This window comes from Microbacterium sp. A93 (assembly GCF_051842835.1).
The window spans coordinates 273,099-295,667 of the sequence record NZ_JBPXMT010000007.1 but is presented as its reverse complement, the minus strand read 5'-3'; the positions used below and the strand labels follow the sequence as shown (position 1 = coordinate 295,667).

The following is a 22,569-nucleotide window of genomic DNA, read 5'->3' as shown; positions in this document are numbered from 1 at the left end:
GTTGCCGTCGTCAGCGTCAGCGTCAACGTCAACGTCAACGTCAGGAGAGGGTGCGGGTCCATCCTCCGGGTTGGGCATCTGAGGTTGACGAGGCCTCGAATGACACGGCATCGGGCAGATAGCGATCTTCGGTGAGGTCAAGCGGGCGCCCGTCACGCGCGAAGGCCTGTCGCCGCACGCGTAGCAGTGGGCTCGACCGCCGCACGCCGAGCAGACGTGCATCCTCACTCGAGGCGGCGACAGCATCGATCCGGTGCGAACCGAATACTTCGCCGTGGCCGGCAGCCTCGAGCACTGCCGCATGGGAGGGCGTGTCGACGGGCAGCCCGCGTAGTGCGGCAGCGATCCACGCCGGATACACGGGCCGCTCGATCATCACCACGTGCCCGTCGAGACTGCGCAGTCGGGTGAATCGCAGCACGAAGGAACCCTGCGCGATCCGCAGCATCCGTGCCTCATCTGCGGTCGCGTGCGATTCCTGCTCCTGGATGACCTGTCCGCCCGGGGTGAGGCCGCGATTCTTTGCCCATTGAGCGAAGGAACCGAACGCGGCGAGACCCTGCGTGTGCGCAGACGATTGTACGATCCACCCGGCGCCGGGTCGCGAGGAGACAGCGCCGCGCCGGGCGAGCAGAGCCAGGGCGCTGCGCACGGTGCCTCGCGCGACGCCATGTTCGCCGGCTAAGGCCTGTTCGCCCGGCAGCATGGACCCGACAGGGAACTCTCCGTCGGCGATTCGCTGTGCGAGACGGTCCGCGACATGGCGATAACGCGGTGCGTCGATGGTCACGCCACCAGTCTGGCCCAGAACGGCGCACGAACACGCCTCCCGGCGTAGCCTGGAGTCGTGACAGCGTACGTCTCGGCATTCGACTTCTTCTCCATCGGAGTGGGGCCTTCGAGCTCCCATACGGTCGGGCCGATGCGAGCGGCGCTCGACTTCGCCCAGCGACTGAGCGCCAGCGGCGCACTTGCCGATGTGGCGCGGGTGACCTGCACACTGTACGGCTCGCTCGGGGCGACCGGAATCGGACACGGCACACCGGATGCTGTCGTGGCAGGTCTGCGCGGACTTGCCCCGGAGACGTGTGAACCCGCCGAAGTGCGTGCCGCCTGGACGAACTTCCCCGAGGGAACGGGACTTCTCGTTGACGGTGTGCACGAGGTCGCGTTCGCCAAAGACGACATCCAGTTCGCGCCGCGCACGCGGTTGCCGGGGCATCCGAACGCGATGACTCTCACGGCGCTTTCTGCCGACGGTGCTGCGCATGCAGAGGAGACCTACTACTCGGTCGGTGGTGGATTCATCCGGCGAGAGGGCGAGGATGCTCAGATCGCCGCGAGCGGGTTCCCCTTCGCTTACCCCGACGCCGCGTCGCTGCTGGATCTGTGTGACGAGCATGGCCTCTCAATCGCCGACATCGCGCGGCACAACGAGATGGCGCTGCGGTCTGAAGAGGAGGTCGCCGCCGGCCTCGACGCGATCTGGGATGCGATGGCATCCTGCGTGGATGCTGGTCTGCACGCCGACGGTGTGCTGCCGGGCTTCCTCAAGGTCAAGCGTCGTGCCGGCGCGATACGCGAGCAGTTGGAATTTGCGGAAGCCGATGGTGCGCGGGAGATTCCTGGCGAATGGCTTGGCGCCTTCGCGCTCGCCGTCAATGAGGAAAACGCTGCCGGTGGACGAGTCGTCACCGCGCCGACGAACGGTGCTGCGGGCATCCTTCCGGCGGTCGCGATGTACTGGTGGCGGTTCCTCGCTGACTCAGGACTCGGGGCGGGCAATGCCGTCACGCCGTACGGCGAGCTCGTCGGCAGTGCGCTGCTCGGGTTCGGTGGGGAGGTGACGGCCGTGTCGGATGCCGATGGCGAGGTGGTTGCCGAGGCGAACCGTCGCCGTGGCATCCGCCGCTTTTTGCTCACCGCGACCGCTCTCGGATCGTTGTTCAAAGCGAATGCCTCGATTTCTGGAGCGGAGGGCGGCTGCCAGGCCGAGGTCGGGTCCGCATGTGCGATGGCGGCCGCCGGGCTCACCGCGGTGATGGGCGGCACCAACCGGCAGATTGAGAATGCCGCCGAGATCGCAATGGAGCACCACCTCGGCCTCACCTGCGACCCGATCGGCGGACTCGTGCAGATCCCGTGTATCGAACGAAATGCGATTGCGGCATCCACAGCGGTGACCGCTTCGCGCCTCGCCTTGCGCGGCGACGGGCATCACTACGTCTCGTTGGACGCCGTCGTAGAGACGATGCGGCAGACCGGACTCGACATGTCCACGAAGTACAAGGAGACCAGCGAGGGCGGCCTCGCGGTCAACGTCATCGAGTGCTGAGCGCCTGTCGTGGCTCGGCTACTTCCCTGCAGCGCGACGCGTGGTGTGCCGGGTGGGAGCCGTGGACCAGGGGTCCTCAGGCCATGGATGCTTCGGATATCGGCCGCGCATCTCTGCGCGCACCTGCGAATACGGACCGGCCCAGAACGATGCGAGGTCGTCGGTCACGGCGAGCGGATGCCCGCCGGGGGAGAGCAGATGGAACAACACTGGCACTCGCCCGCTTACGAGGCGCGGAGTCTCCGCCCAGCCGAAGCATTCCTGCAGTTTCACGGCTACGACGGGACGCGCAGTCGGGTCATCGATAGGCGGGTAGGTGAGACGGACGCGTGATCCGCTGGGTACCTCGAGGCGTTCAGGAGTTAGCGCGTCGAAATCCACCGCGGCCGGCCAGGGAAGCACGCGCCGAAGCGCCGAGGTCAGATCGATGCGTGCGGCCGGTGTGCCGGTGGCGAGGTTCGATAGCTCGGGCCCGAGCCAGGAATCGAGGGTGCCGAGGAGCGCGGCATCCGAGACATCCGGCCAGGGCGACCCGAGTTCGCGGTGCAGCAGGGCGAGGCGCCGCCGCAGGCCATCCGCGGCCTCCGACCACGTGAACACCCCGAGGCCCTGTTCTTCGACGGCGCGGCGTGCGGCATCTCGGCCGCCTTCGCCTGCCTGAACGCGCACAGGGACGGACGAGCGGACGATCGCGCCGAGCCGACGCTCGCGACGTGCCTGGACGCGACCATTCACGAACTGCGCTTCGATCCGGTCAGTGATCAGATGGGTGGCTGCCTGCTCTGCCTGGCTTTCCGAGATGACGGCGGCGGAGCGGATGATCGCGCCAGTGCCGGCCGTTGCTCGCCCCTGCGCGCGGGTGACATCAGCCACCGCCAGCCACTCGGTGCCCGCGAGCGGACCTGTGATCCCGGCACGGGTTCCGGAGGCGAGGAGGAAGGTGGCGCCGTGCGCCGAGTGATCGACGCGGCGGGCGATCCGCTCGGGGAACGCGAGTGCGATGACGAGTCCAACCTGATCGGTGCCTCTGCGCTCTGCACCTGTCTTGCTGGTCTTGCTGGAAGTGGAGGTGAAGCGTTCGAGGCGTCGGACTTCCTGCTCCCAGCGGCGGGTGTCAGGGCTTCGTCCGTTTCGCAGCGCGATGAGCGTGGTCGCGACATCTCCGTCCGCGACGCGGAGTTCGCCGCCGATCAGGGCGACGACCTCGGCTGCGGTGCGCGCACCAACCAGCGCGCTGCCGTCGCGAAGTGCGCGGGCAAGGCGAGGATCTGTCGGGACCTTGGCGAGCTGCCTGCCTTCGGCGGTGGCTCGGCCATCGGCATCGATTGCGCCGAGTCCGTGCAACACGGAGAGGGCATCGCCCAGGCTGTCGGTGGGGAGCGGATCGACCAGCCGAAGACCCATACCGCCTGGCGCGCCCCAGCAGGCGAGAAGCAGAGCGGCGTCGGTGAGATCCGTCGTGATGATCTCGGGGGCAGGGCGTGCAGGGACTGCAGCGAACGTCCGCTCGTCGACGCAACGGACCACGACGCCGGGGCCTTGTCGGGTGGCGCGTCCGGCGCGCTGAATGGCAGAAGCCCGGGAGGTCGGGCCGGTGACGAGTCCGCTCATGCCCCGTGCCGCATCGCGTTGCGGAGCACGAGACAGGCAGGTGTCGACGACGAGGCGCACGCCGGGGACAGTCAGCGAGGACTCGGCGAGCGAGGTGGTCACGATGATCCGCGCAGCCTGGCCAGGATTCCGCCCGCTGATCACGGCATCCTGCTCCGCGGCAGGGATCTGGCCGTGCAGTTCGCGAACGTCGAACTCCGAGGCGAGACTGCGGATGCGTCGGGCGATCTCGGATACCTCGCGCGCACCCGGCGCGAAGACGAGGGCATCGGCGGTCGGATCGGCGCGCACCAGATCGCGGTGCGCGGAAACCGCCGCGCTCGCGACGTGGTCGAGGAATGCCCAGGTGACTCCGCGCTCGTCCAACCGAGGCGTGGGACTCGGCGCCCAGCGCACATCGAGCGGATACGCGGGAACCGTCTGCGTCACGATCGGGGCAGGGGATGCGTCTGTGCCGAGGACTGTCGCGAACCGCTCGGCGTCGAGCGTCGCAGACATCGCGACGAGGACGAGATCTTCGCGCAGCTCGCGGACCTCGCCGAGCAGTCCGATCAACAGGTCCGTCTCCAGTGCGCGCTCGTGTACCTCGTCGATGATGACCGCGCCGATCCCGTCGAGCCCTGGATCATCGAGCAGGCGGCGCAGCAGCACACCGGCGGTGACGAATTCGATCACGGTGGAGGGTTCGACGTGGCGCTCGCCGCGTACGGTGAACCCGACGCGGGAGCCGAGGGGGGATCCGTCCAACTGCGCGAGTCGGCGGGCGGCTGCGCGGGCGGCGACCCGACGTGGTTGAGTGACGATCACGCGGCCCTCAACGCGATCGGCGACGATTGGTGGGACGAGCGTGGTCTTGCCCGTCCCCGGTGGCGAGCTGACGACGACGGATGTGCTCCGGTCGAGTGTGGCGCTGAGGTCATCAACCGCGGACGCGAACGCGAGCCCGCGACCGATCATCGGCAGGTCGAACGGCGCGTTGGTCACCCTTCCAGTCTCTCGCGTTCGGAGGGAGTGTGCTCGCAGGCCAGGGTTGTCGCGTCTACTCAGAGATCGCGCTTGCTCTGCTCCCAACGCCGCGCATCACCAGGCGGTCCGTGCTCGTTCCCTCTCGCCGTCGATGGCTCCGTCGACTGCGGTGTAGTTCAGGTGTGGTGCTCGCCATCGGGCGTAGGGGTCCCACCAGTTGGGTCCGCGGATTTCGGGTGTCCCGTTGCGCATTCGGATGAGCCAGATGTGTTCGTCGAGGGTGCGGTGGTGGTGCCAACACAGGGGTACCCCGTTGCTGGTGTGGGTCGGCCCGCCACGCGAGTGTTCGGTCACATGATGGATTTCGCACCATTCCGCACGGATGTTGCACCCGGGGATGAGGCATTTGCGGTCGCGGAGCACGATCGCGCGGCGTTGGCGGGCGTTGAAGATCCGCGCGGTGGTGCTGATGCCCACGATCGCACCATTCTCGTCGAACAGCACGCGTTCCACACCGCCCGCGCACGCGGCGTGGTCGGCGGCACCGAGGGGCACGTCATATCCGGCACCCTCAACCGTCGCCCGTCCGGTGCGGCCGAGGTAGTCTTCGGCGCTGACGGACACGACCAGGGTCGGTGCGGCACCGCCGAGGGTGGGCATGCCGTCGGATGCGGCTGCGACCATGATGATGCTCGCGAACGCGTCGTGCCGTTTCTGCGCATGCGTGCGCAGGTCCGAGGCGTCCGGTGGGGGCGAGGCGGCCTTGTGGGGCGGGAGGCCGTCGGCACGGCCGGTGAGAGTGTCATCCTCAGCGGCGGACGCGACATCAGCCGCCGTGCTGTACTTGGCCTCGAAACCGTCACCGTCATTGTCGCCGCCACTGCCGGGACCATCATTGTCGGCGACGTCGTCGGAGGGTCGGAATCGCACTCCGGCCCCGGTACTGGCCTCGTCATCGACTTTCGGGTTCATCAGACTGTCGATCAGCTTCTCCAACTGGGCGGCGACTTCCGGAAGGAGCTCACCGCGTACGGGAACGGATCCGTCGCGGAGGCGCCCGATCGTGAAGTACCGGCGGCGCTTCCCCGCCCGGTCTTTCGGCTCCGCACCGTCCGGGTCGAGGCGGTCGATGATATGCGCGGTCAGCCCGGCCAGCTCATCCGTCGTCGGCAACGGTGCGGTCTCGCCCGCCCCGGCTGTGTCGTCATCGAGTGGGCAGTCGTCATCATCCGATGGTTGGTCATCATCCAGCGGCCGTCCGGTCGCGAAGCGTGCAAGCACGGCATCCGCAGCCAACCGGTCCGCCGTCCCTAGGCGTCTGGCCTTCAGTAGCGGTGTCGTACACGCCAGGAACCCGCTCAACGACATCGCCCCCGCGGCCAGCGCCGCGGACAGTTCCGGGAATGGCGCCAGCAGCAACCCACCGGAGGTGATGTCCAGATTGCGGTGCACGGCCGCCACCGCTGACACGTACCGGCGGGCCGCAGGCCCATCGATGAGGAGTGTGCGTCGCAGCAGTTCTGCGGCGTCGCGGCATCCGAGCTGTGTCGTCAGTCGGGCGTCGCGTTCACACTGATCCCGCTCGACCACCCGGTCCGTGGATTCAACGATCGCACCATCCAGTCGGCGCTGAATACTCCCCAGAGCCTGCACGATGTCGAGAAGTTCGCCGTCATTGACGAGTCGCACGCCACCACGCGCGGTGGAACCGGTCATCGCGTCGGCCAGCTGCCGATCGATGTTCTCCAGTTCCGTTGCAAGGGATGTCATACCTCTATTACACAGGAGGCCACGGACATTCGTCCGCCAGATAAACCGCAGATCAGAAGCTATTCACGAATGGTGGATAACTCCACAAACAGGCAGGCCTGTGCAGAACAACTGGTATGGCGCGCAGGCCGCAGCAGGTCGATAATTCAAGACATGATGACTCATGAGCGCGCGGCAGATCGCGATGCCGTGGTGATTGAAGGTCTGCACGTCCGTCGGGGGAACCGGCGCGTGTTCGACGGGCTGTCGCTGCGCATTCCTCGCGGCGAGGTGATCGGGCTTCTCGGACCGTCCGGATGCGGCAAGACGACTCTGATGCGCACGATCGTCGGCGTGCAGCGCACGCAAGGCGGATCAGTGACTGTGCTTGGAGAAGCCGCTGGATCTTCTGGCCTCCGTCGCCGGGTCTCCTACGGCACGCAGGGCGCGGCTGTGTACACCGACCTCAGCGTGCGCGAGAATCTGCGGTATTTTGCATCCGTCCTCGACGCGCCGCGCGATGATGTCGATCGCGTGATCGCCGAGGTGGGCCTCAATGACCATGCGCAGCAGTCCGTTGCTGCTCTCAGCGGCGGCCAGCTGAACCGGGTGTCATTGGCGGTGGCACTGCTGGGTTCTCCGGAACTGGTTGTCCTTGACGAGCCGACGGTGGGGCTTGACCCGGTGCTGCGCTCTGAGCTCTGGGCGTTGTTTCGTCGCATCGCCGAGGCTGGCACTACGATGCTCGTGTCGAGCCACGTCATGGATGAGGCGCTGCGCTGCGATCGGCTGTTGCTCATGCGCGAGGGACGGATCATCGCCGACACGACTCCGCACAGCCTGCTCGAGACCACGGGTGAGAAAGATGCTGAAGCGGCCTTCCTTACGTTGATCGAACGTGACGTAGCGGATGCTCGCGACACCGAGGCTGCACGAGCTAGCGCCGCGCCGCCGCCGGACACGCGTCGCTCACGCCGAGAGCAGGAGGGGGAACGATGAACTTCCGCTGCACTTTCGCCACGGCGGGGCGCGTGCTCAGTCAGCTGCGCCACGATCCGCGCTCGATTGCCCTGATGCTCATCGCCCCGAGCCTGCTGGTGGGGCTGTTCGCGTGGTTGTTCGCGGATCAAGAAGGCGTCTTCAATCAGTTCGGCGGTGCGATCCTGGCGCTGTTCCCGTTCATAGTGATGTTTCTCATCACCTCGATCACGACGCTGCGCGAGCGGCGGTCTGGAACTCTCGAACGGTTGATGACGACGCCCCTCGGCAAGGCGGACTTCATTCTCGGCTACGCCCTCGCGTTCGCTCTGATGGCCATTGTGCAGGCGGTGATCACCGTTGCCTTCGCCGTCTACGTCTGCGGCTTGGAGATCGACGGGCCACTCTGGCAGCTCGGCGCGGTGGCGGTAGTGGATGCCGTGCTCGGCACGGCCCTCGGACTACTGGCCAGCGCTTTTGCGCAGACCGAGTTCCAGGCGGTGCAATTCATGCCGTTGCTGGTCTTCCCACAGATCATCCTCGGTGGGCTCTTCATGCCCCGCGATCAGATGCCCGACGTACTGTACGCGATCTCTGACTGGCTGCCGCTCAGCCATGGGATCGACGCGATCCAGGCGGTCGCTGCGGGGGATGAGGGATGGGATGTCGGGGGTCCGATGCTGATTGTGGCGGCGTTCGCGGTCGGTTTCCTCGTGTTGGCGCCGCTGACGCTACGCCGCCGCACGCAGTAACCCGCCGCGCACAGTGACCCGCCGCGAACAGTGACCCGCCGGCCCCTGAGGCCAAAAAATGCCCCGCCATGGATCCTGGAGGATCCGCGGCGGGGCATTCTGTGTTGGTTATCAGCTTGCAGCGGGCGGCACCGGGGGCGTCGCTGCGGACGCGGGAGCCTTCGCCTTGGCGCGCTTGGGTGCCTCGGCGGGAGCCTGCGCCTGGGCGATGCTGGTGCCGATGCCCCGTCCGACGGCCTGGCCCTGGATGATCCCGGCGAGGTCGAGTCCGGTGGCCGCGCTCACGCTGTCGAACACCGACTTCAACGCTTTAGCGCTGTCGGCGCCGACAACGCTGGAGGCGCCGTCTTCACCGGAACCGCCGATGATCGAGACGCTGCCGATCGTGGCGTAGCCCTTGGCGAACTCGCTCATGATGCTCGGCAGGACGTCGAGCACGCGCTGCGAGAGGAATGCTTCCTGGTTCGACGCGATGGCCTTCGCTTCTGCTTCGAGGGCGGATGCTCGCGCGTCACCCTCAGCGCGGATGGCATCGGCTTCTGCGTTGGCGCGCAGGCGACGAGCCTCGGATTCGGCCTCAGCGAGAGCGCGGAGGGCGTTGGCCTCACCTGTTGCCTTCGCTTCGGCGGCGTGGGCTTCACCGGCCGCGCGGGCCTTGTCAGCCTCTGCCTGCTGTTCGGCGATGCGGGTGCGTGCCTCTGCCTGCTTGACCTGCTCGATCGCTCCGGCCTCGGCCGCCTTCTCGCGCGTGTACAGCTCGGCCTGCGCTCGTGTCTCGGCCTCGTATCGCTGTGCATCCGCGACACGCTTGACGTCGGCATCCAGCTGCGCCTGACGGTTCTCTGCCTGCTGCTGGAGAACGGCCTGCTCGGCCTGGGCGCGCGCGAGGTGCTCTGCCTGCTCTGCCTCAGCACGGGCACGGCCGATGCCGGCATTCGAGTTGGCGGTGTTCGTGTCGAGGGCGGTCTGCTCGACCAGGTTCGATTCCTGGTTGGCGATGACCTTCTGGTTAATCGCACGATCAGCGTTGGTCTGCGAGATCTCGGCCGACTGGCGCTTCGACTGGATCTCCGGCGCACCGAGCGACTGGATGTAGCCGACGGCGTCGGTGATGCCCTTGATCTGGAACGAGTCCAGGATCAGACCCTGCTCGGCAAGATCTTGTGAGACGTCTGCAGCGATCTGGTCGGAGAACAGCTTGCGATCGCGCATCAGCTCGACGACGGACAGCGTCGCGACGATCCCGCGGAGAGCACCTTCGAGCTGCTCGGTAGTGAACTGCTCGATGGCGGAGTCCTGCGAGGCGAAACGCTCTGCGGCGCGGCGCACATACAGCGGGTCGGAGCCGATCTTCACGATCGCGACGCCATCGACGTTCAGAGTCACGCTGTCCAGCGACTGCGCCTCGGCGTTCAATGAAACCTGGCGCGAGCGCAGCGAGATGATCTCGTGGCGCTGCGTGATCGGGTTGACGAGCGACTTGCCGTTAACGATGACCGTAACGGGCGAGTCGACGATTTCAGAACTGCTGGTGCCATCCGCGGAGACGATCGCGCGTTGCACTTTCTGCTTGCGGCCCGAGATGACGAGTGCCTCATCTGCGCGCGCCACCTTGATCCAGCTGCGTGCGAGCAGCAGTGTGATCAGGCCGACCACGATCAGGACGACGACAGCGATGCCGACGAGAATTAGGACGCCAAAGGCTCCTGCGATCTCCATATAAGTACCCTCCCTGTGGTCCGCTTTCGCGGAAACTACACAGAGTCGACTATGCCAGAGATGGCCGGCGAACAGTGGGGGTGTGGATGCTTTGGTCAGGCCCCGCGGAGCTTATTGGTCAGCTCTCGGAGTGTGCGCAGTTCACTGCCGTCGAGGCGTGACATCTGCTCCGCGATCGATCGGCCATGCACCAAAGCCACGTCGCGGAAGGCGCGAGCGCCAGCATCCGTCGCCCTGATCAGGGCTCCGCGCCCGTCCTCGGGATCAGGACATTTGGATATCAAATCCCGCGCAACCATGCGGTCGACGAGGCGCGAGACGCTGGGCTGGCTGATGAGCATGTTCGCTGTCACGTCGCGCAGGCGAGTGGTCATGTCCGGGGCACGCGTGACGGTGAGGAGTACGTCGTACTCGGCCTGCGTGATCGGTGTGTTCTCGAAGTCTGTCGCCATCGCGGCGAAGAGTTCATGCTGCGCGCGGAACAGGCCTTCCCACGCTTCGAGCGCGAGCTTTCGGTCGGTCATAACAACAGCGTAACGGAACGGTGAAGGGCCGGTCGGAGAGGCTCCCGACCGGCCCTTGTCCCTTGCACCAAGAGTGTCCTGCAATCACATGCGGTGTATGCCACAGCAAACATTCACCGTGTGATTACTGTATAACGGCGGGGTAACGAATGCAACGGTTTGGTTACTTTTCTTTGGGGTGTCTTTGAGTGGGTGTCCGTTGCCAGCGCATCTGTAGTTTTTGCCGTCGATCTTGTGGCGCTGATGGCGCACCTGTACTTTTTGTCAATCCTTCTGTGGTTCGGTGGGTTTGCACAGGGTCGTGCAGCGATGCCAGGCGCGCTGGTGTTGAGTGTTCCGGACCACGCGAACGAGCTTGGTCAGTCGGTATCAACGGTCCGGATCAGGACGAGAGCTGTGCATGCGCAGATCACGAAGACGGCACCGCCGACTGCCACGGGCAGAGCGATATGAACGACGGCGAGGGCGCCGCCGAGAAGCGATCCGAGAGCAAGCCCGACTAGGCCGAGGACACGAGATGCGGCGTTGATGCGGCCGCGGAGTGCGTCTGGTACGAGGCGCTGACGGATCGATGTCGCGCAAATCCCCCAAACCACCGCATGGAGGATGTAGATCGCCAGAAGGGCAGCGGCGATCGCTCCGTTTTCGGTGGCGGCGAGGGCCAACAGCGACACGGCTCCGGTGAGCAAGCTTGCAACGATCGCCCAGCGGTATCCGATCCACGAGCGAATGCGCGCTGTAACGAAGGAGCCGAGGAGCCCACCGAGTGCCGAGACTGCGAGGATCAGGCCGTACCCGGCTCCGTTGATCCCGAGCTGCTCTTGGACGAAGATGACAAGGATCGAGAACGGAAGCATGTACCCGATGCTCGCTAACGCTCCAATCAACGCCAGTCCTCCGACGATGCGATGGTGTGCAAGCCACGATGCGCCTGCCGCGGCCTCTCGCCATATTGAGACGCGTGCTATTGGCGCCGTGTCGGGTGCAGTTGCACGACGTAATGGGAGTGCCAGCGCGATAAGACCAGCGGTCGCCCAGAGCCCACCCATAGCGAAGATCGGCACGGCCGCGGCGATCGCGAAGAGGAATCCGCCAAGTGGGGGACCGGCGAATTCATCGGCGACGAGCTGTGCCGCTGAGATCCGGCCGTTTGCGGTGTCCAGCTTGTCCTTCTGCACGATGCTGGGAACGAGGGAGACTGCCGCGTTATCGGCGGCACTCTCGAGCGTACCGATGACCGCGAAGGCAGCATAGAGAAGAACGAGTCCACCGATGCTCAGTTGTACGCAGACCGCAAGGGCGAGGACGGCAACGCCACGCAGGACGTTCGCGACGATCAGGATTGCTCGTCGATCCACACGATCGACCCACACGCCGATTGGAAGAGCTACAAGTAGTCGGACGAGCGCATACAGCGTAGAGAGACCGGCAACCCAGCGCGGATCATCGGTAAGTGAAGTTGCCAGGAGCGGGATTGAGACGAACGCCAAGCCGTCAGCCAGGTTCGATGCAGCGTTCGCTCCCCAGAGCACACGAAAGGAACGACCGAGCGACACCCGATCCAGGTTATCGAACTGCCATCCTAAATGGCGGACAGATGCCCGTCTATGAACCGGTAGATGTCTTCGTGCTTGAAACCGAACTTTCCGCTGGCGAGCCGAATGTGTGGCTCGAAGGTGAAGAGATCGACGCTGTCCAAGCGACGCTGATTTCCCGGCTCAATGTAGATGCGGTCGTCGCTGTGCTTCTCGATGGAGTGGCCCAGGTTTCGCAGGAAGTCGAGATTTTCGTACCCACGATCAATGATTCGTGCATTCATCACTTCGGCCAGGTATTCGAATGACATGTCGGGTGTCGCCACGCGGATCAACTCTGCGTGTAGGTCGTACTCCGTCCGCACGCCTGCGCGCCATTCGCGATTCGCCGCGTGACGTGCGTCTAGGAGAGGGGCGCCGTCTTCGAGAACCAACGTGCGCGCGAAGTCACCCCAGATTCCGTTGCGCTGCGGACTTAAGTCCAGCGTTATTAGCTCGTTTTCCCCGAGCACATAGTCAGGGGTCGAGTAGTGACGTCCGGAGACCGACTCTGTGGTTCCTGCACCCGCAAATACGAACGCTCCGATATTCCAGTACCAGAACGAATCTGCGCCGAGTTCGAGCAGTGCGACCTCGCAGGTCTGGCGAACGGCTTTGAGGGATATGCCGGGGCGGAGCGAAGCGCGGGTGAAATCCATGGCGCGTCGAGCGACCTCCTGCAACTGTACGTACTCGTCCATCGTGAGCACTCTACGGGTGTTCGGGTCATTGTAGATAGTTCTCCACATGCGTGATATGGGCCAGAGAGTCTCATCCCACCGCGACGGGCGAAGCGATGCACGTTTTGACGTTCGGCACGGTCTCTCAGCGGCCATCAGTGGTGGCTGCGCGACTCAGCATCGCATCAGCCCGTGGCCGTGCATTCGGAAGGTTGACGGGATGTGAGGTTGTGTGCATACTGGTGCAAAGCGCTTTGCAGTTCGTTGGAAACCCCGCAATGGCAGTGATTGAAGCGCTTTGCAGACGAAGGAGTTCTGAGGTGGTTTCGATTGCCGATGTCGCGCGTGAGGCTGGTGTGAGCCCGACGACTGTGTCGCACGTGCTGTCTGGTCACCGCCGGGTCAGCGCGCCGCGTGCACGGGCCGTTCGTGAGGCGATGGAGAAGCTTCAGTACACGCCGTCACGTGCAGCACGCACCCTTGCCACCGGGTCTACGAAGATGCTGGCGCTCGTTGTCCCGGACATCTCTAACAGCTTCTTTGCGGAACTCGCGAAGGGTGCTGAGTCTGCTGCTCAGGCTTCTGGATATAACGTCCTCCTCGCGAACACTGACTTCGATCACGAAAAGGAGCGTGCGTATCTGGAGGTGATCGCGTCGAAGGCTGTTGACGGTGTCATTTACGCGGCGGGTCTGCCACCAACAGCACGCGAACTGAGATCGGTGCTGGGTGCTCTACCGACGATCCTGGTCGATGAAGAGGTCGCGGACACTGGGTTTGACGCAGTCGTGTCAGAGAACGACATCGGTGGAAAACTGATCGCTGAGCACTTGCTTGCGCTCGGACACCGTAGATGTCTAATCATTGACGCCCCTGACGCGCCCACTTCAAACGCCTTACGAGTCAAAGGGTTCCTGAGTGCTTGGGAGGCAGCAGGAGGGCTCGCATGGCTGGAGCATGGTGACTTCACTCTCGAGTCGGGCGTGGAAGCGTTGCTGCGTGCTAACGAATTGATGGAGCGTGAGCGGATTACTTCTGTGTTCGCGACGAATGACCTGATGGCGTTGGGTGCGTTGAGCGCGTTGTCGTCTCGGGGAGTGCATGTTCCATCTGATGTGTCACTGGTGGGGTTCGACGATGTCTTCGCCGCGAAGCTCGTCGCGCCGAATCTGACGACTGTCAAACAGGATGTCGCTGAGCTCGGACGGATGTCGGTTGAACTGTTGCTCAAGAGGCTCGCAGGTCTCGATGATGCACGACATCGACTGACAGTCCCCGTAGAACTTGTAACTCGGCAATCAACGGGTCAGGTGCGGTCGGCATAGCCATCCGCACCGGGCCGGAATCTACATAAGGCAAAGGAGTCTTTGATGAACGCACGTAATGGAAAGGTCCGCATCTTTGCGGGGCTGACGCTGTACTTGATCCCGATCGGCGTCGCGATCAACTTCGTCGGCGGGCAACTTGCACTGCTGCTGAAGCTGCCGGTATATCTGGACGCCATCGGTACCATTCTGGTGGGCGCGCTTTGCGGGCCGATTCCCGGAGCGATCGTTGGTCTCATCTCCAACGCCATCAACGCGATCACGTCGCCGCCGACATTCGTGTACGCAATCTGCAGCGTACTGTTCGGCGTCTTGGCCGGCTACCTTGGTCGTCTTGGGTGGTTTCGTTCGCTCTGGAAGACGCTGCTCAGCTCGCTCGGTTTCGCGATCATCGGGGGCATCCTTGGCTCGATTATCACGATCGTCTTCTTTGGCGGTCTGGCGGTCGGCGGTGCGGCGATCGTCGTTGGCGCGCTCGCGAGTCTTGGCATGGACGTCAATACGGCGAACTTCGTTGCCCAGTTCCCGCTCGACCTGATCGACAAGATCCCATCTGTGCTTGTGGTCTACCTGATCATTAAGGGCCTTCCCCGCCGAATCCTCGGCAAGGTGCCACTTGGATACGTCTACCTTCCGGCCAAAAAGTCCGCGACGTCTTCGAGTTCGGCTGCGTGACTATGAGGGATGCCGTACTGGTCCAAAGGCTGAGGAAACCAATCGACCTTGGAAACCCAATTGCGAATTTTCAGCCGATGAACCTGCTCGTGATGTTTATCGCGGTAGTTCTGGTCGGAACACTCGGCCCAGACTGGCGATGGCCGCTAGCCGCATGTGCGGCATTCCTCATCATTGGCTGGTGCGCTGGTAGGGGGCGCGCCCACACTGGCGCATTCATCAAACTGCTCCTAGCGGTTGGTTTGATCCTGTTCGTTCTGCGCGCTCTCCTGACTCCCGGCCGACCAGTGATGCAGTTGGGCCCTGTGGCTGTCACGGAGGAGGGACTCTGGGCTGGGTTGGACTTCTCGCTACGGGTGATGGTGATCTGCGCAGCAGTGTCGCTCTTCTTTATCGTCGTGCCTCGGCCGCGTCTGGCGCTCGCTATCGAGCGAATGGGAGCGAGCCCTCACGCGAGCTACGTGATCCTGGCGTCGTTCCAGGCGATCACCGATCTCGGCAAGAACACGCGAGTCGTGTTGGACGCCCAGAAAGCTCGCGGTGTCGAAACCGAGAAGAACTTAGGTAATCGTATTAAGGCGATCTTCCCAGTGCTGGCACCGGTGTTTCTCGTCGCTCTATCTCAAACGGAAGAGCGAGCGATTGCTCTTGAGGCGAGGGCGTTTAACGTTCCTACGCAGAAAACTGCGCTTCTGCAGGAGAGATCAGTCCCAGTCGCTGAATGGGTCGCTGTGGGAGCAGTCATCATCATCAGCATCGTCGCCATTATTGGAGGTGTTTCCGGATGGTTTTCGCACGCTTGAACGATGTGTCATTTACTTTTGCGTATAGCGAGAGGCCGGCTCTGCAGCACATCTCGCTTACCCTCGCCGAAGGACAGTTGTACGGATTGGTCGGCACGAACGGTAGCGGGAAGACCACTCTTTGTCAGCTATTGCGCGGCATCGTGCCCTTCTTCCACGACGGAGAACTCGAGGGGGACGTCGAGGTTCTTGGTAAACCGCTCCTCGAGTGGGAAGAATCGGCGTTGGCGACGAGTATTGGCTGTGTCTTTGAGAATCCGTTCACCCAGATCTCGGGGATCAAAGAAACGGTTTTTGAAGAGATCGCCTTCGGACTCGAGAACCTCGGGGTCGAACGGGATGATATTTTCCGTCGAGTCGAGGAGACCCTGGACGAGTTGGACCTCTGGAAGCTGGCGCACAAGAATCCCAACGATCTGTCTGGCGGGCAACGACAGAAAGTGGCCTTCGGAGCGATCATTGCGATGGACTCACCAGCAATCGTGATCGACGAACCAACTTCACAGCTCGACCCGGAAGCTACTGAGATGATCTTCGATGCGATTGAGCGGCTGAAATCGCGCGGCAAGACTGTGATTCTCGCTGAACACAAGATCGATCATCTGGCACGTGTTGCGGATCGACTGATCGTCTTGCACGACGGCCAACTCGTACAAGAAGGTGCGGTGCGCGATGTGCTTACGGGGCCAGAACTCGCCGGGGCGCAGGTTCCAACGTCCGAGATTGTCGCTGTGAGTCGTGGGCTTCTGCAGGCGCCGCCACTCACAAGAGAGGAATTTCACGCGAGGCTACGTGATGGGGAGGTAACTGCATGACGATTCGGTTTGAGGACGTGGGCTACAGATACCGCGACGGAACACAAGCGCTTGAGGGGGTTGACTTCGAGATCGCCCCCGGCGCCCGGGTGGCGATTATCGGCCAGAACGGAGCGGGTAAGACCACGGCTGCCAAACTCATGAACGGACTCCTCAAGCCAAACTCCGGGGTAGTTACAGTGAACGGGACGTCGACGACTACTGTGACAACGGCTCAGATCGCCCGCACCGTCGCCTACGTATTTCAGAATCCCGACGACCAGCTCTTCCGCGGGAGAGTAGATGACGAGCTCGCCTATGTGGGGAAGATCCGAGGGATGGACCCTAGCCAGATTGAGGCTACGGTAGCTCGAGTTGCGGAGCTTGTTGGTGTCGAGAGTTACATGGAGTCGAATCCCAAGGACGTGCCACTGGCGATTCGGAAGTTCGTCGCTCTCGGTGCTCTGCTCGTCGGACGACCGGCGTATCTCATCATGGATGAGCCGACGGCTGGACTGGATCAGCCGGGCGGGTCGCGCCTCATCCGCATCATGGATGAGCTGACCGCCTCCGGAACTGGCATTGTCACGATTTGTCATGACATGCGCTTTGTCATGGAGAACTTCACCAGCGTTATTGCGATGGCGCAGGGCTCGGTCGTTGCGACTGGTACCCCTGAACAGATCTTCTCGGATGATTCCGTCCTCGCGCGATGCGCCGTACAACGACCCGAAGCAGCTCAATTAGCGCATGAGCTCAAGATGCCGTCTCGTATCTTCACTCTCGACGACGTGAAGACTGCGATCGAAGAATCCGCCTCCGAATTTCGTATCCACCTAGAAGGGCCAGCTGAACGATGACAAAAATCCTCCTCGCAGGAGAATCCTGGAGCGTTACCAGCCACCACACGAAAGGCTTTGACACCTTCGTCACCTCAGCCTATGAAGAGGGCGCCGGGCCGTTTATCGACGCCATAAACGCCGCTGGGATCGACGTCGACTTCCTGCCCAATCACGTAGCGGCACAGACCTTTCCCTCAAACCTCGACGTTCTCAAGGAGTATGACGTCTGCGTGCTGAGCGATATCGGCGCAAACACACTGCAGCTGCCGTCCGCCGTGTTCGAACACAGCCAGCAACAGACCGATCGCCTCGAAGTAATACGACAGTATGTTGACGGTGGTGGCGCCTTGCTTATGGTCGGTGGATACCTCTCGTTTCAGGGAATCCAGGCGATGGCGAACTACCGCAACACAGTCCTTGCCGAAGTGCTCCCCGTCGAGATGGAGATCGGAGACGACCGGGAGGAGAAACCGGCCGGGACGACCCCTGTTGTCGCGGATCCGACGCACCCCATCGTCAGAAACCTGAGCGAGACCGAATGGCCCGCCATTCTCGGATATCACCGGCTTACGCCGAAGGACAACACCCAGACTCCGATAACCGTCGATGGGCGGCCGCTACTGACTCTCGGCGCATACGGGGCAGGGCGAACCGCTGCATTCGCCACAGATATGGCCCCTCATTGGTTGCCTCCAGCATTCATGCAATGGGAGGGATACAACGCGCTTTTTGGGCAGCTCGTCGCCTGGCTCGCAGCACCCAGCACATCCTCCGATGACCGCAGCAATCCCTCAGGAGTCTGACTGACATGACAACTACGACAGACGTTACGCCCGCAGGGCTCATCGAAGCGCAGCAGCTGGCGATTCGAGTAGCTGAAGAGGCGTGCCGGATTGCCAGGCCAATGCAGACGGAAGCAGAAGTTCGTGATCTCGTCGACGAGCTTGTCCTCCAACACGGCGGTGTGGGCGTGTGGACGCCGACAACCGTGGGATTCGGTATCGGCACGCTCAGCTGTTTCCCCACCGACAAGCCAAGTTCTGAGCGCTTCCTATGGAATCTCGATCTCGGCACGATCGACGTGCATCCGATCACGAAGGATGGCTGGTGGGGCGATTGCACACGGAGCTTCCAAGTCGGAGATAACCCTGCGCAACATGACGCACTCAACGCAGTGGATCACATCCATGAGATTTTGCTGCAGTCGGCTAGACCCGGGATGCGCGCCTCAGAGTGGTATGCGATCTTTCGAGAGCAACTAGAGCAGTCACCATACGTCGCGCTTGACCGCTTAGGGAACATCGGGCACTCACTCGCGAACGGCACGTCCTACGACGAGGGGTACATCGACGCGTGGAACGATACCGTCATGACGGGGGCGTGGGCGGTCGAGCCTTTCATCGGCAACCACCTGTACGGCACCAAGCGTGAAGACGTCGTCTGGTTCGGAGAGACACAATGCACGATCATCAGGTGACGCGATGAACGGAACGGTCATCGTCGCAGGCTCAACGAACTTCGACAGGACGCTGCGGGTATCCTCGTTACCCGCCGAGGGTGAGACCGTACTAGCCGATGCGTATGCGGAGTCGCTCGGTGGCAAGGGCGCGAATCAGGCGAGCGCCAGTTCGCTGACCGGTGCGCCGACGGTATTCGCAACCTGCTTGGGCGCCGATCCGGCGGCTGCGCAGTTGCGCCGCTGGCTAGCCGACTTCCCAATGCGCGTTGAGCTCCAGCCACTCACAGGCGCCACTGGAGCGCTGTCCGGGCAGGCTTGGATCCATGCAGACACGACTGGCACGAACTTCATCACTGTCCTCGCGGGTGTGAATTCTGCTTTGTCCGGGGGCTTCGTAGAGTCGGTTCTCGATGCTGAACTCGCACACGCGACGCACCTGGTTCTTCAAGGGGAGAACAGCGTCCAGATGCTGGAACGCTCGATTGCTGCAGCACGCGATCGCGGCGTCGCAACCATCTTGAACCTAGCGCCGCCATTGCCCCTTGGCGCGGACGTATTCCGGCAACTGGACACCCTCATCGTGAATGAACACGAAGCGATGCACATCGTCCGCGACCTCGGCTTGAGCACGCAGGATCATCGTGCCCTCTTCGACTCACTCGAGGTGAACCGACTCATCGTCACACTGGGGTCGCGCGGCGCGGTCCTCTACTCGCGCGAAGAAGATGTTGTCCGAGTCCACGCGCCGAGCGTCGATGTCATCGACAGTGCCGGAGCGGGAGATGCGCTGGTGGGTGTGTACGCCGGTGGGCTCGCCCTGGGCCAACCACCGGCGGACGCTCTGAGGCACGCTGTCGCCGCCGCCAGTGACAGCACTCGTCGCCCTGGCGCAAGTGAGTCCTACCAGGCGCACACCTTTCGCATCGAGGAGGGCCGCGGTGCTCGAACGAACGGAGGCGTGCGCTGATGGTTCGCATCGCTGTGGCCCAATTGGAGCCCGTGTTCGCCGATGTCCGTATGAACATCATCCGGACGACCGATGCCGTGCGATCCGCTCACGCAGAGGGAGCCAACGTAGTTGTGCTGCCAGAACTGGTCAGCTCGGGTTACAAGTTCGCTGACCGTCAAGAGCTTGAAGATGTCAGCGAGACGGTCGGTGACGGCCCAGCAACCCGAGCCTGGCAAGGGCTGGCTGACGAGCTGGGCCTGGTGGTTGTCGCCGGATTCCCGGAACGCGCCGGCTCGCGGTTCTATAACTCGGCGTTCATGGCGATACCCGGGGCCGCTCCGCTCGTGTATCGCAAGACGCATCTCTGGGATGAGGAGAAGCTGTTCTTCCAACCCGGTGATACCTGTTTCCCCGTCGTGGAAACCGAATGGGGTCGCCTCGGAATGCTCATCTGCTACGACGGCTGGTTCCCGGAGAGCTACCGATCGCTGGCGGCTCAAGGCGTTGACATCGTGTGCGTGCCAACCAACTGGGTCCCGATACCGGGACAGCGTGACGCAGCACCGGCGATGGCGACAACACTCACAATGGCTGCCGCGCACATCAACGGAGTCGTCATCGCTGCGGCCGACCGCGTCGGAGTTGAGCGCGGACAGCCATTCATCGGGCAGAGCCTCATCTGTGCAGCGACCGGATGGCCATTAGCAGGGCCAGCAGACGCAACGGGCGTCACGACGTTGTTCGCGGACGTCGACCTCGAAGAGATCAGGAAGGGTCGCTCTTGGGGTGCATTCAACAATCCTGGTCAGGATAGGCGCCCTGACCAGTACTTGGTGTCGTAATGCTCGACGTCGTGGAGCTCGCACGTAGCCTCATCCGTGTCGACACGGCTGGTCGGAACGAGGACGCGGCGATCTCACTGTTGATCGTGCCGCTGCGCGCTGTTGGCTTTGAGATCGTCGAAATCCCGTGGCGAGACGGCCGGTCGAACGTTGTCGCCCGTTGGCGCGGCGGCGGCCAAATCGCGTTGTGCGCGCATCTCGACACCGTCCCATATGAAGCATCCGAATGGACTAGGCACCCTCTCGACGCGTCCGTGGAGTCCGACAGGCTATTCGGGCGTGGGAGCAGCGATATGAAGGGCGGCGCAGCGGCTATGGTCTGCGCAGCTGTTTCCGCGGCGACTGGCTGGAACGCAGGTGAACTCGCTTTCTCCGTCGTTCTGACATCTGCTGAGGAGAGCGGATGCGAGGGAGCCAAGGCTGTTGCCTCCGCGGGATTGCTTCCGATGGATCCCGTTCTGATCATCGGGGAGGCCACGGGCAACAGAGTCCGTTTTGGGCACAAAGGGGCGACGTGGCTGCGTGTCACAGCACGGGGCCGCTCAGCTCACGGCTCACGACCCGATCTCGGAATCAACGCAATCGAGATCCTCTCGGACGCGATACATAGGCTTCGACACCTAACTTCCTCGCACTCACATCCGTCGTTGGGTGCGCGGACAACCAGCATCGGCACTATATCCGGTGGCCAGCAGGCCAACATCGTGCCGCATCGGGCCGAAATGACGATTGATACCCGCACCGTTCCTGGATCCGACGTGAACGAAGTTCACGCGGCGCTCATGGAGGTCGGAGCGCTGGATGTAGAGCGGTTGTTGGATCTTCCAGCGATTTGGACGGATCCGAAGTCGGCGATCTCCGAGAGAGTGGTCGATGCTGTTGCCGGAGTGGTCGGCTCCCGTAGCGCTCCGACCGGTGTGGCCTACTTCACCGACGGTGCTGTGCTTGGCGGAACGGATCCTCATGTCTTCATCCTCGGCCCCGGTGACCCCGATGCACCCCACACAGCAGACGAGTCATGCTCGATCGAACGAATACGTGAAGCGGAACGGATCTATTACGAACTCGTGACAACGGCGCTTACCCGCTGAAAGCGGTTGGTAGGACGCTCCGGGCTATCGAGTTCGACGCCTCGGCTTTACCGCCTGACATCCGCAGCCCGCCACGGGCGGCACGCGTTCTTCTGCCTTCAATCGAACCAATTGGAGTCCGCAGGACTGATCGTGCGATCGAGCGAAAACTGGGCCGTCGATGAAGCGCACTTGCGAGATCTGCTTCAGCAGGGAGCAAGTCGTCGTCCGATGAGCGGCCCGGAGCGATTCCTCACGACCGACGGACGCATCGACCGGTACCCATCACAGCACGGTGAACGCGGTGAACTCTTACAGGCGATTGTCCCACGTGTGATCAGTCCAGACGAGACAATCAGCGAAGCTGAGCTCGGAGCGCGACTCTGGGCGCTGACCGACGACACCGCCCCGTTGCGCCGACTGTTCGACGATCACGGCATCCTGAGCCGTGGGCCTGCAGGAACGGCCTATCGGCTGACTCCGCAAGGGAGCTGACACTCTCGAGGCCACATAGGCCTCTGCGAGCGCCCAGTGACCTCATCAGTTCGCATTCGCGGACCAGTCGAGCACCAGGTCGACGAGCCCAGGGAAGCGCGTATTCAGGTCTTCGAGGCGGACGCGGCTGCGGCGCTCGAGGCCGTACTGGCGCTGGGTGATCACGCCTGCTTCGCGCAGCGCCTTGAAGTGGTGGGTAAGCGTGGACTTCGGCCGGTCGAACCCGAACCACCCGCAGGTCTGGTCGAATTCCTCGGACGACAGGAGGAGTCGCTGCACGATCGTCAGCCGTAGAGGCTCGGCCAGCACGCCCATGATCCGCTCAAGGCGGATCTCATCCACCGCGGGTTCCGACAGCCGCTCGGGTAGCTCGCCTGTCGGCTCACCATGCACGTAGGTCGGCGCAAGTGTGTACATGCCTTCAGCC

The 22,569-nt window shown here is 63.2% G+C and carries 22 protein-coding genes; 14 read left to right on the top strand and 8 right to left on the bottom strand.

The features are described from left to right. Positions 1-40 precede the first annotated feature (40 nt). Positions 41-790: a GntR family transcriptional regulator gene (locus ACSU1G_RS18955; RefSeq protein ID WP_439281533.1), complete on the bottom strand. Its 750-nt coding sequence runs from the start codon at positions 788-790 to the stop codon at positions 41-43. Between the two features lie 57 nt (positions 791-847). Between ACSU1G_RS18955 and ACSU1G_RS18950 the strand changes: the two genes are divergently transcribed. Beyond that, positions 848-2,335 (top strand): L-serine ammonia-lyase, iron-sulfur-dependent, subunit alpha, encoded by a 1,488-nt coding sequence (locus ACSU1G_RS18950; protein WP_439281532.1) that lies wholly within the window; start codon positions 848-850, stop codon positions 2,333-2,335. Between the two features lie 18 nt (positions 2,336-2,353). On the opposite strand, the gene hrpB is transcribed toward ACSU1G_RS18950, so the two are convergent. Then, positions 2,354-4,903 (bottom strand): ATP-dependent helicase HrpB, encoded by a 2,550-nt coding sequence (gene hrpB, locus ACSU1G_RS18945; protein WP_439281644.1) that lies wholly within the window; start codon positions 4,901-4,903, stop codon positions 2,354-2,356. A gap of 123 nt (positions 4,904-5,026) precedes the next feature. Continuing rightward, on the bottom strand, positions 5,027-6,682 hold the full coding sequence (locus ACSU1G_RS18940; protein ID WP_439281531.1) for a DUF222 domain-containing protein: 1,656 nt from the start codon (positions 6,680-6,682) through the stop codon (positions 5,027-5,029). A gap of 156 nt (positions 6,683-6,838) precedes the next feature. On the opposite strand from ACSU1G_RS18940, the gene ACSU1G_RS18935 reads away from it, so the two are divergent. Both ACSU1G_RS18935 and ACSU1G_RS18930 read left to right on the top strand, forming a co-directional pair. Next, positions 6,839-7,660 (top strand): ABC transporter ATP-binding protein, encoded by an 822-nt coding sequence (locus ACSU1G_RS18935; RefSeq protein WP_439281643.1) that lies wholly within the window; start codon positions 6,839-6,841, stop codon positions 7,658-7,660. Further along, positions 7,657-8,391, top strand: coding sequence for an ABC transporter permease (locus ACSU1G_RS18930; RefSeq protein WP_439281530.1), 735 nt, complete (start codon positions 7,657-7,659; stop codon positions 8,389-8,391). Before ACSU1G_RS18935 ends, ACSU1G_RS18930 begins: the two co-directional genes overlap by 4 nt. 111 nt (positions 8,392-8,502) lie before the next feature. On the opposite strand, the gene ACSU1G_RS18925 is transcribed toward ACSU1G_RS18930, so the two are convergent. From ACSU1G_RS18925 to ACSU1G_RS18910, 4 genes are all read right to left on the bottom strand, one after another. Continuing rightward, positions 8,503-10,110: an SPFH domain-containing protein gene (locus ACSU1G_RS18925; protein WP_439281529.1), complete on the bottom strand. Its 1,608-nt coding sequence runs from the start codon at positions 10,108-10,110 to the stop codon at positions 8,503-8,505. Positions 10,111-10,205: 95 nt separating this feature from the next. Next, positions 10,206-10,634, bottom strand: coding sequence for a MarR family winged helix-turn-helix transcriptional regulator (locus ACSU1G_RS18920; RefSeq protein WP_439281528.1), 429 nt, complete (start codon positions 10,632-10,634; stop codon positions 10,206-10,208). A 359-nt stretch (positions 10,635-10,993) separates the two neighbouring features. After that, positions 10,994-12,166, bottom strand: coding sequence for an MFS transporter (locus tag ACSU1G_RS18915; protein ID WP_439281642.1), 1,173 nt, complete (start codon positions 12,164-12,166; stop codon positions 10,994-10,996). A gap of 50 nt (positions 12,167-12,216) precedes the next feature. Continuing rightward, complete coding sequence (locus ACSU1G_RS18910; protein WP_439281527.1) at positions 12,217-12,909, bottom strand: M24 family metallopeptidase; 693 nt, start codon at positions 12,907-12,909, stop codon at positions 12,217-12,219. Between the two features lie 299 nt (positions 12,910-13,208). On the opposite strand from ACSU1G_RS18910, the gene ACSU1G_RS18905 reads away from it, so the two are divergent. The 11 genes from ACSU1G_RS18905 to ACSU1G_RS18855 all read left to right on the top strand — a co-directional run bounded on the left by ACSU1G_RS18905 (position 13,209) and on the right by ACSU1G_RS18855 (position 22,142). Further along, entirely contained in the window at positions 13,209-14,213 is a 1,005-nt protein-coding gene (locus ACSU1G_RS18905; protein ID WP_439281526.1) for a LacI family DNA-binding transcriptional regulator, read from the top strand. A gap of 45 nt (positions 14,214-14,258) precedes the next feature. Next, entirely contained in the window at positions 14,259-14,888 is a 630-nt protein-coding gene (locus ACSU1G_RS18900; RefSeq protein WP_439281525.1) for an ECF transporter S component, read from the top strand. A gap of 2 nt (positions 14,889-14,890) precedes the next feature. Beyond that, positions 14,891-15,691: an energy-coupling factor transporter transmembrane component T family protein gene (locus ACSU1G_RS18895; protein WP_439281524.1), complete on the top strand. Its 801-nt coding sequence runs from the start codon at positions 14,891-14,893 to the stop codon at positions 15,689-15,691. Next, positions 15,673-16,506, top strand: a complete 834-nt coding sequence (locus ACSU1G_RS18890) for an energy-coupling factor ABC transporter ATP-binding protein (RefSeq protein WP_439281523.1) — start codon at positions 15,673-15,675, stop codon at positions 16,504-16,506. The genes ACSU1G_RS18895 and ACSU1G_RS18890 overlap by 19 nt, the downstream gene beginning before the upstream one ends. Then, positions 16,503-17,345: an energy-coupling factor ABC transporter ATP-binding protein gene (locus tag ACSU1G_RS18885; RefSeq protein WP_439281522.1), complete on the top strand. Its 843-nt coding sequence runs from the start codon at positions 16,503-16,505 to the stop codon at positions 17,343-17,345. The genes ACSU1G_RS18890 and ACSU1G_RS18885 overlap by 4 nt, the downstream gene beginning before the upstream one ends. Further along, positions 17,342-18,130 carry a glutamine amidotransferase gene (locus ACSU1G_RS18880; protein ID WP_439281521.1) on the top strand — a complete coding sequence of 263 codons (789 nt, stop codon included), beginning with the start codon at positions 17,342-17,344 and terminating at the stop codon, positions 18,128-18,130. The genes ACSU1G_RS18885 and ACSU1G_RS18880 overlap by 4 nt, the downstream gene beginning before the upstream one ends. A 5-nt stretch (positions 18,131-18,135) precedes the next feature. Next, positions 18,136-18,804, top strand: a complete 669-nt coding sequence (locus tag ACSU1G_RS18875) for a M24 family metallopeptidase (protein WP_439281520.1) — start codon at positions 18,136-18,138, stop codon at positions 18,802-18,804. A 4-nt stretch (positions 18,805-18,808) separates the two neighbouring features. After that, positions 18,809-19,753 carry a ribokinase gene (locus ACSU1G_RS18870; RefSeq protein WP_439281519.1) on the top strand — a complete coding sequence of 315 codons (945 nt, stop codon included), beginning with the start codon at positions 18,809-18,811 and terminating at the stop codon, positions 19,751-19,753. Continuing rightward, entirely contained in the window at positions 19,753-20,577 is an 825-nt protein-coding gene (locus ACSU1G_RS18865) for a nitrilase family protein (RefSeq protein ID WP_439281518.1), read from the top strand. The genes ACSU1G_RS18870 and ACSU1G_RS18865 overlap by 1 nt, the downstream gene beginning before the upstream one ends. Further along, on the top strand, positions 20,577-21,668 hold the full coding sequence (locus ACSU1G_RS18860) for a M20 family metallopeptidase (protein WP_439281517.1): 1,092 nt from the start codon (positions 20,577-20,579) through the stop codon (positions 21,666-21,668). Before ACSU1G_RS18865 ends, ACSU1G_RS18860 begins: the two co-directional genes overlap by 1 nt. 132 nt (positions 21,669-21,800) lie before the next feature. Next, positions 21,801-22,142 carry a DUF2087 domain-containing protein gene (locus ACSU1G_RS18855; RefSeq protein ID WP_439281516.1) on the top strand — a complete coding sequence of 114 codons (342 nt, stop codon included), beginning with the start codon at positions 21,801-21,803 and terminating at the stop codon, positions 22,140-22,142. 45 nt (positions 22,143-22,187) lie between these two features. On the opposite strand, the gene ACSU1G_RS18850 is transcribed toward ACSU1G_RS18855, so the two are convergent. Further along, entirely contained in the window at positions 22,188-22,559 is a 372-nt protein-coding gene (locus ACSU1G_RS18850; protein WP_439281515.1) for an ArsR/SmtB family transcription factor, read from the bottom strand. Positions 22,560-22,569 lie beyond the last annotated feature (10 nt).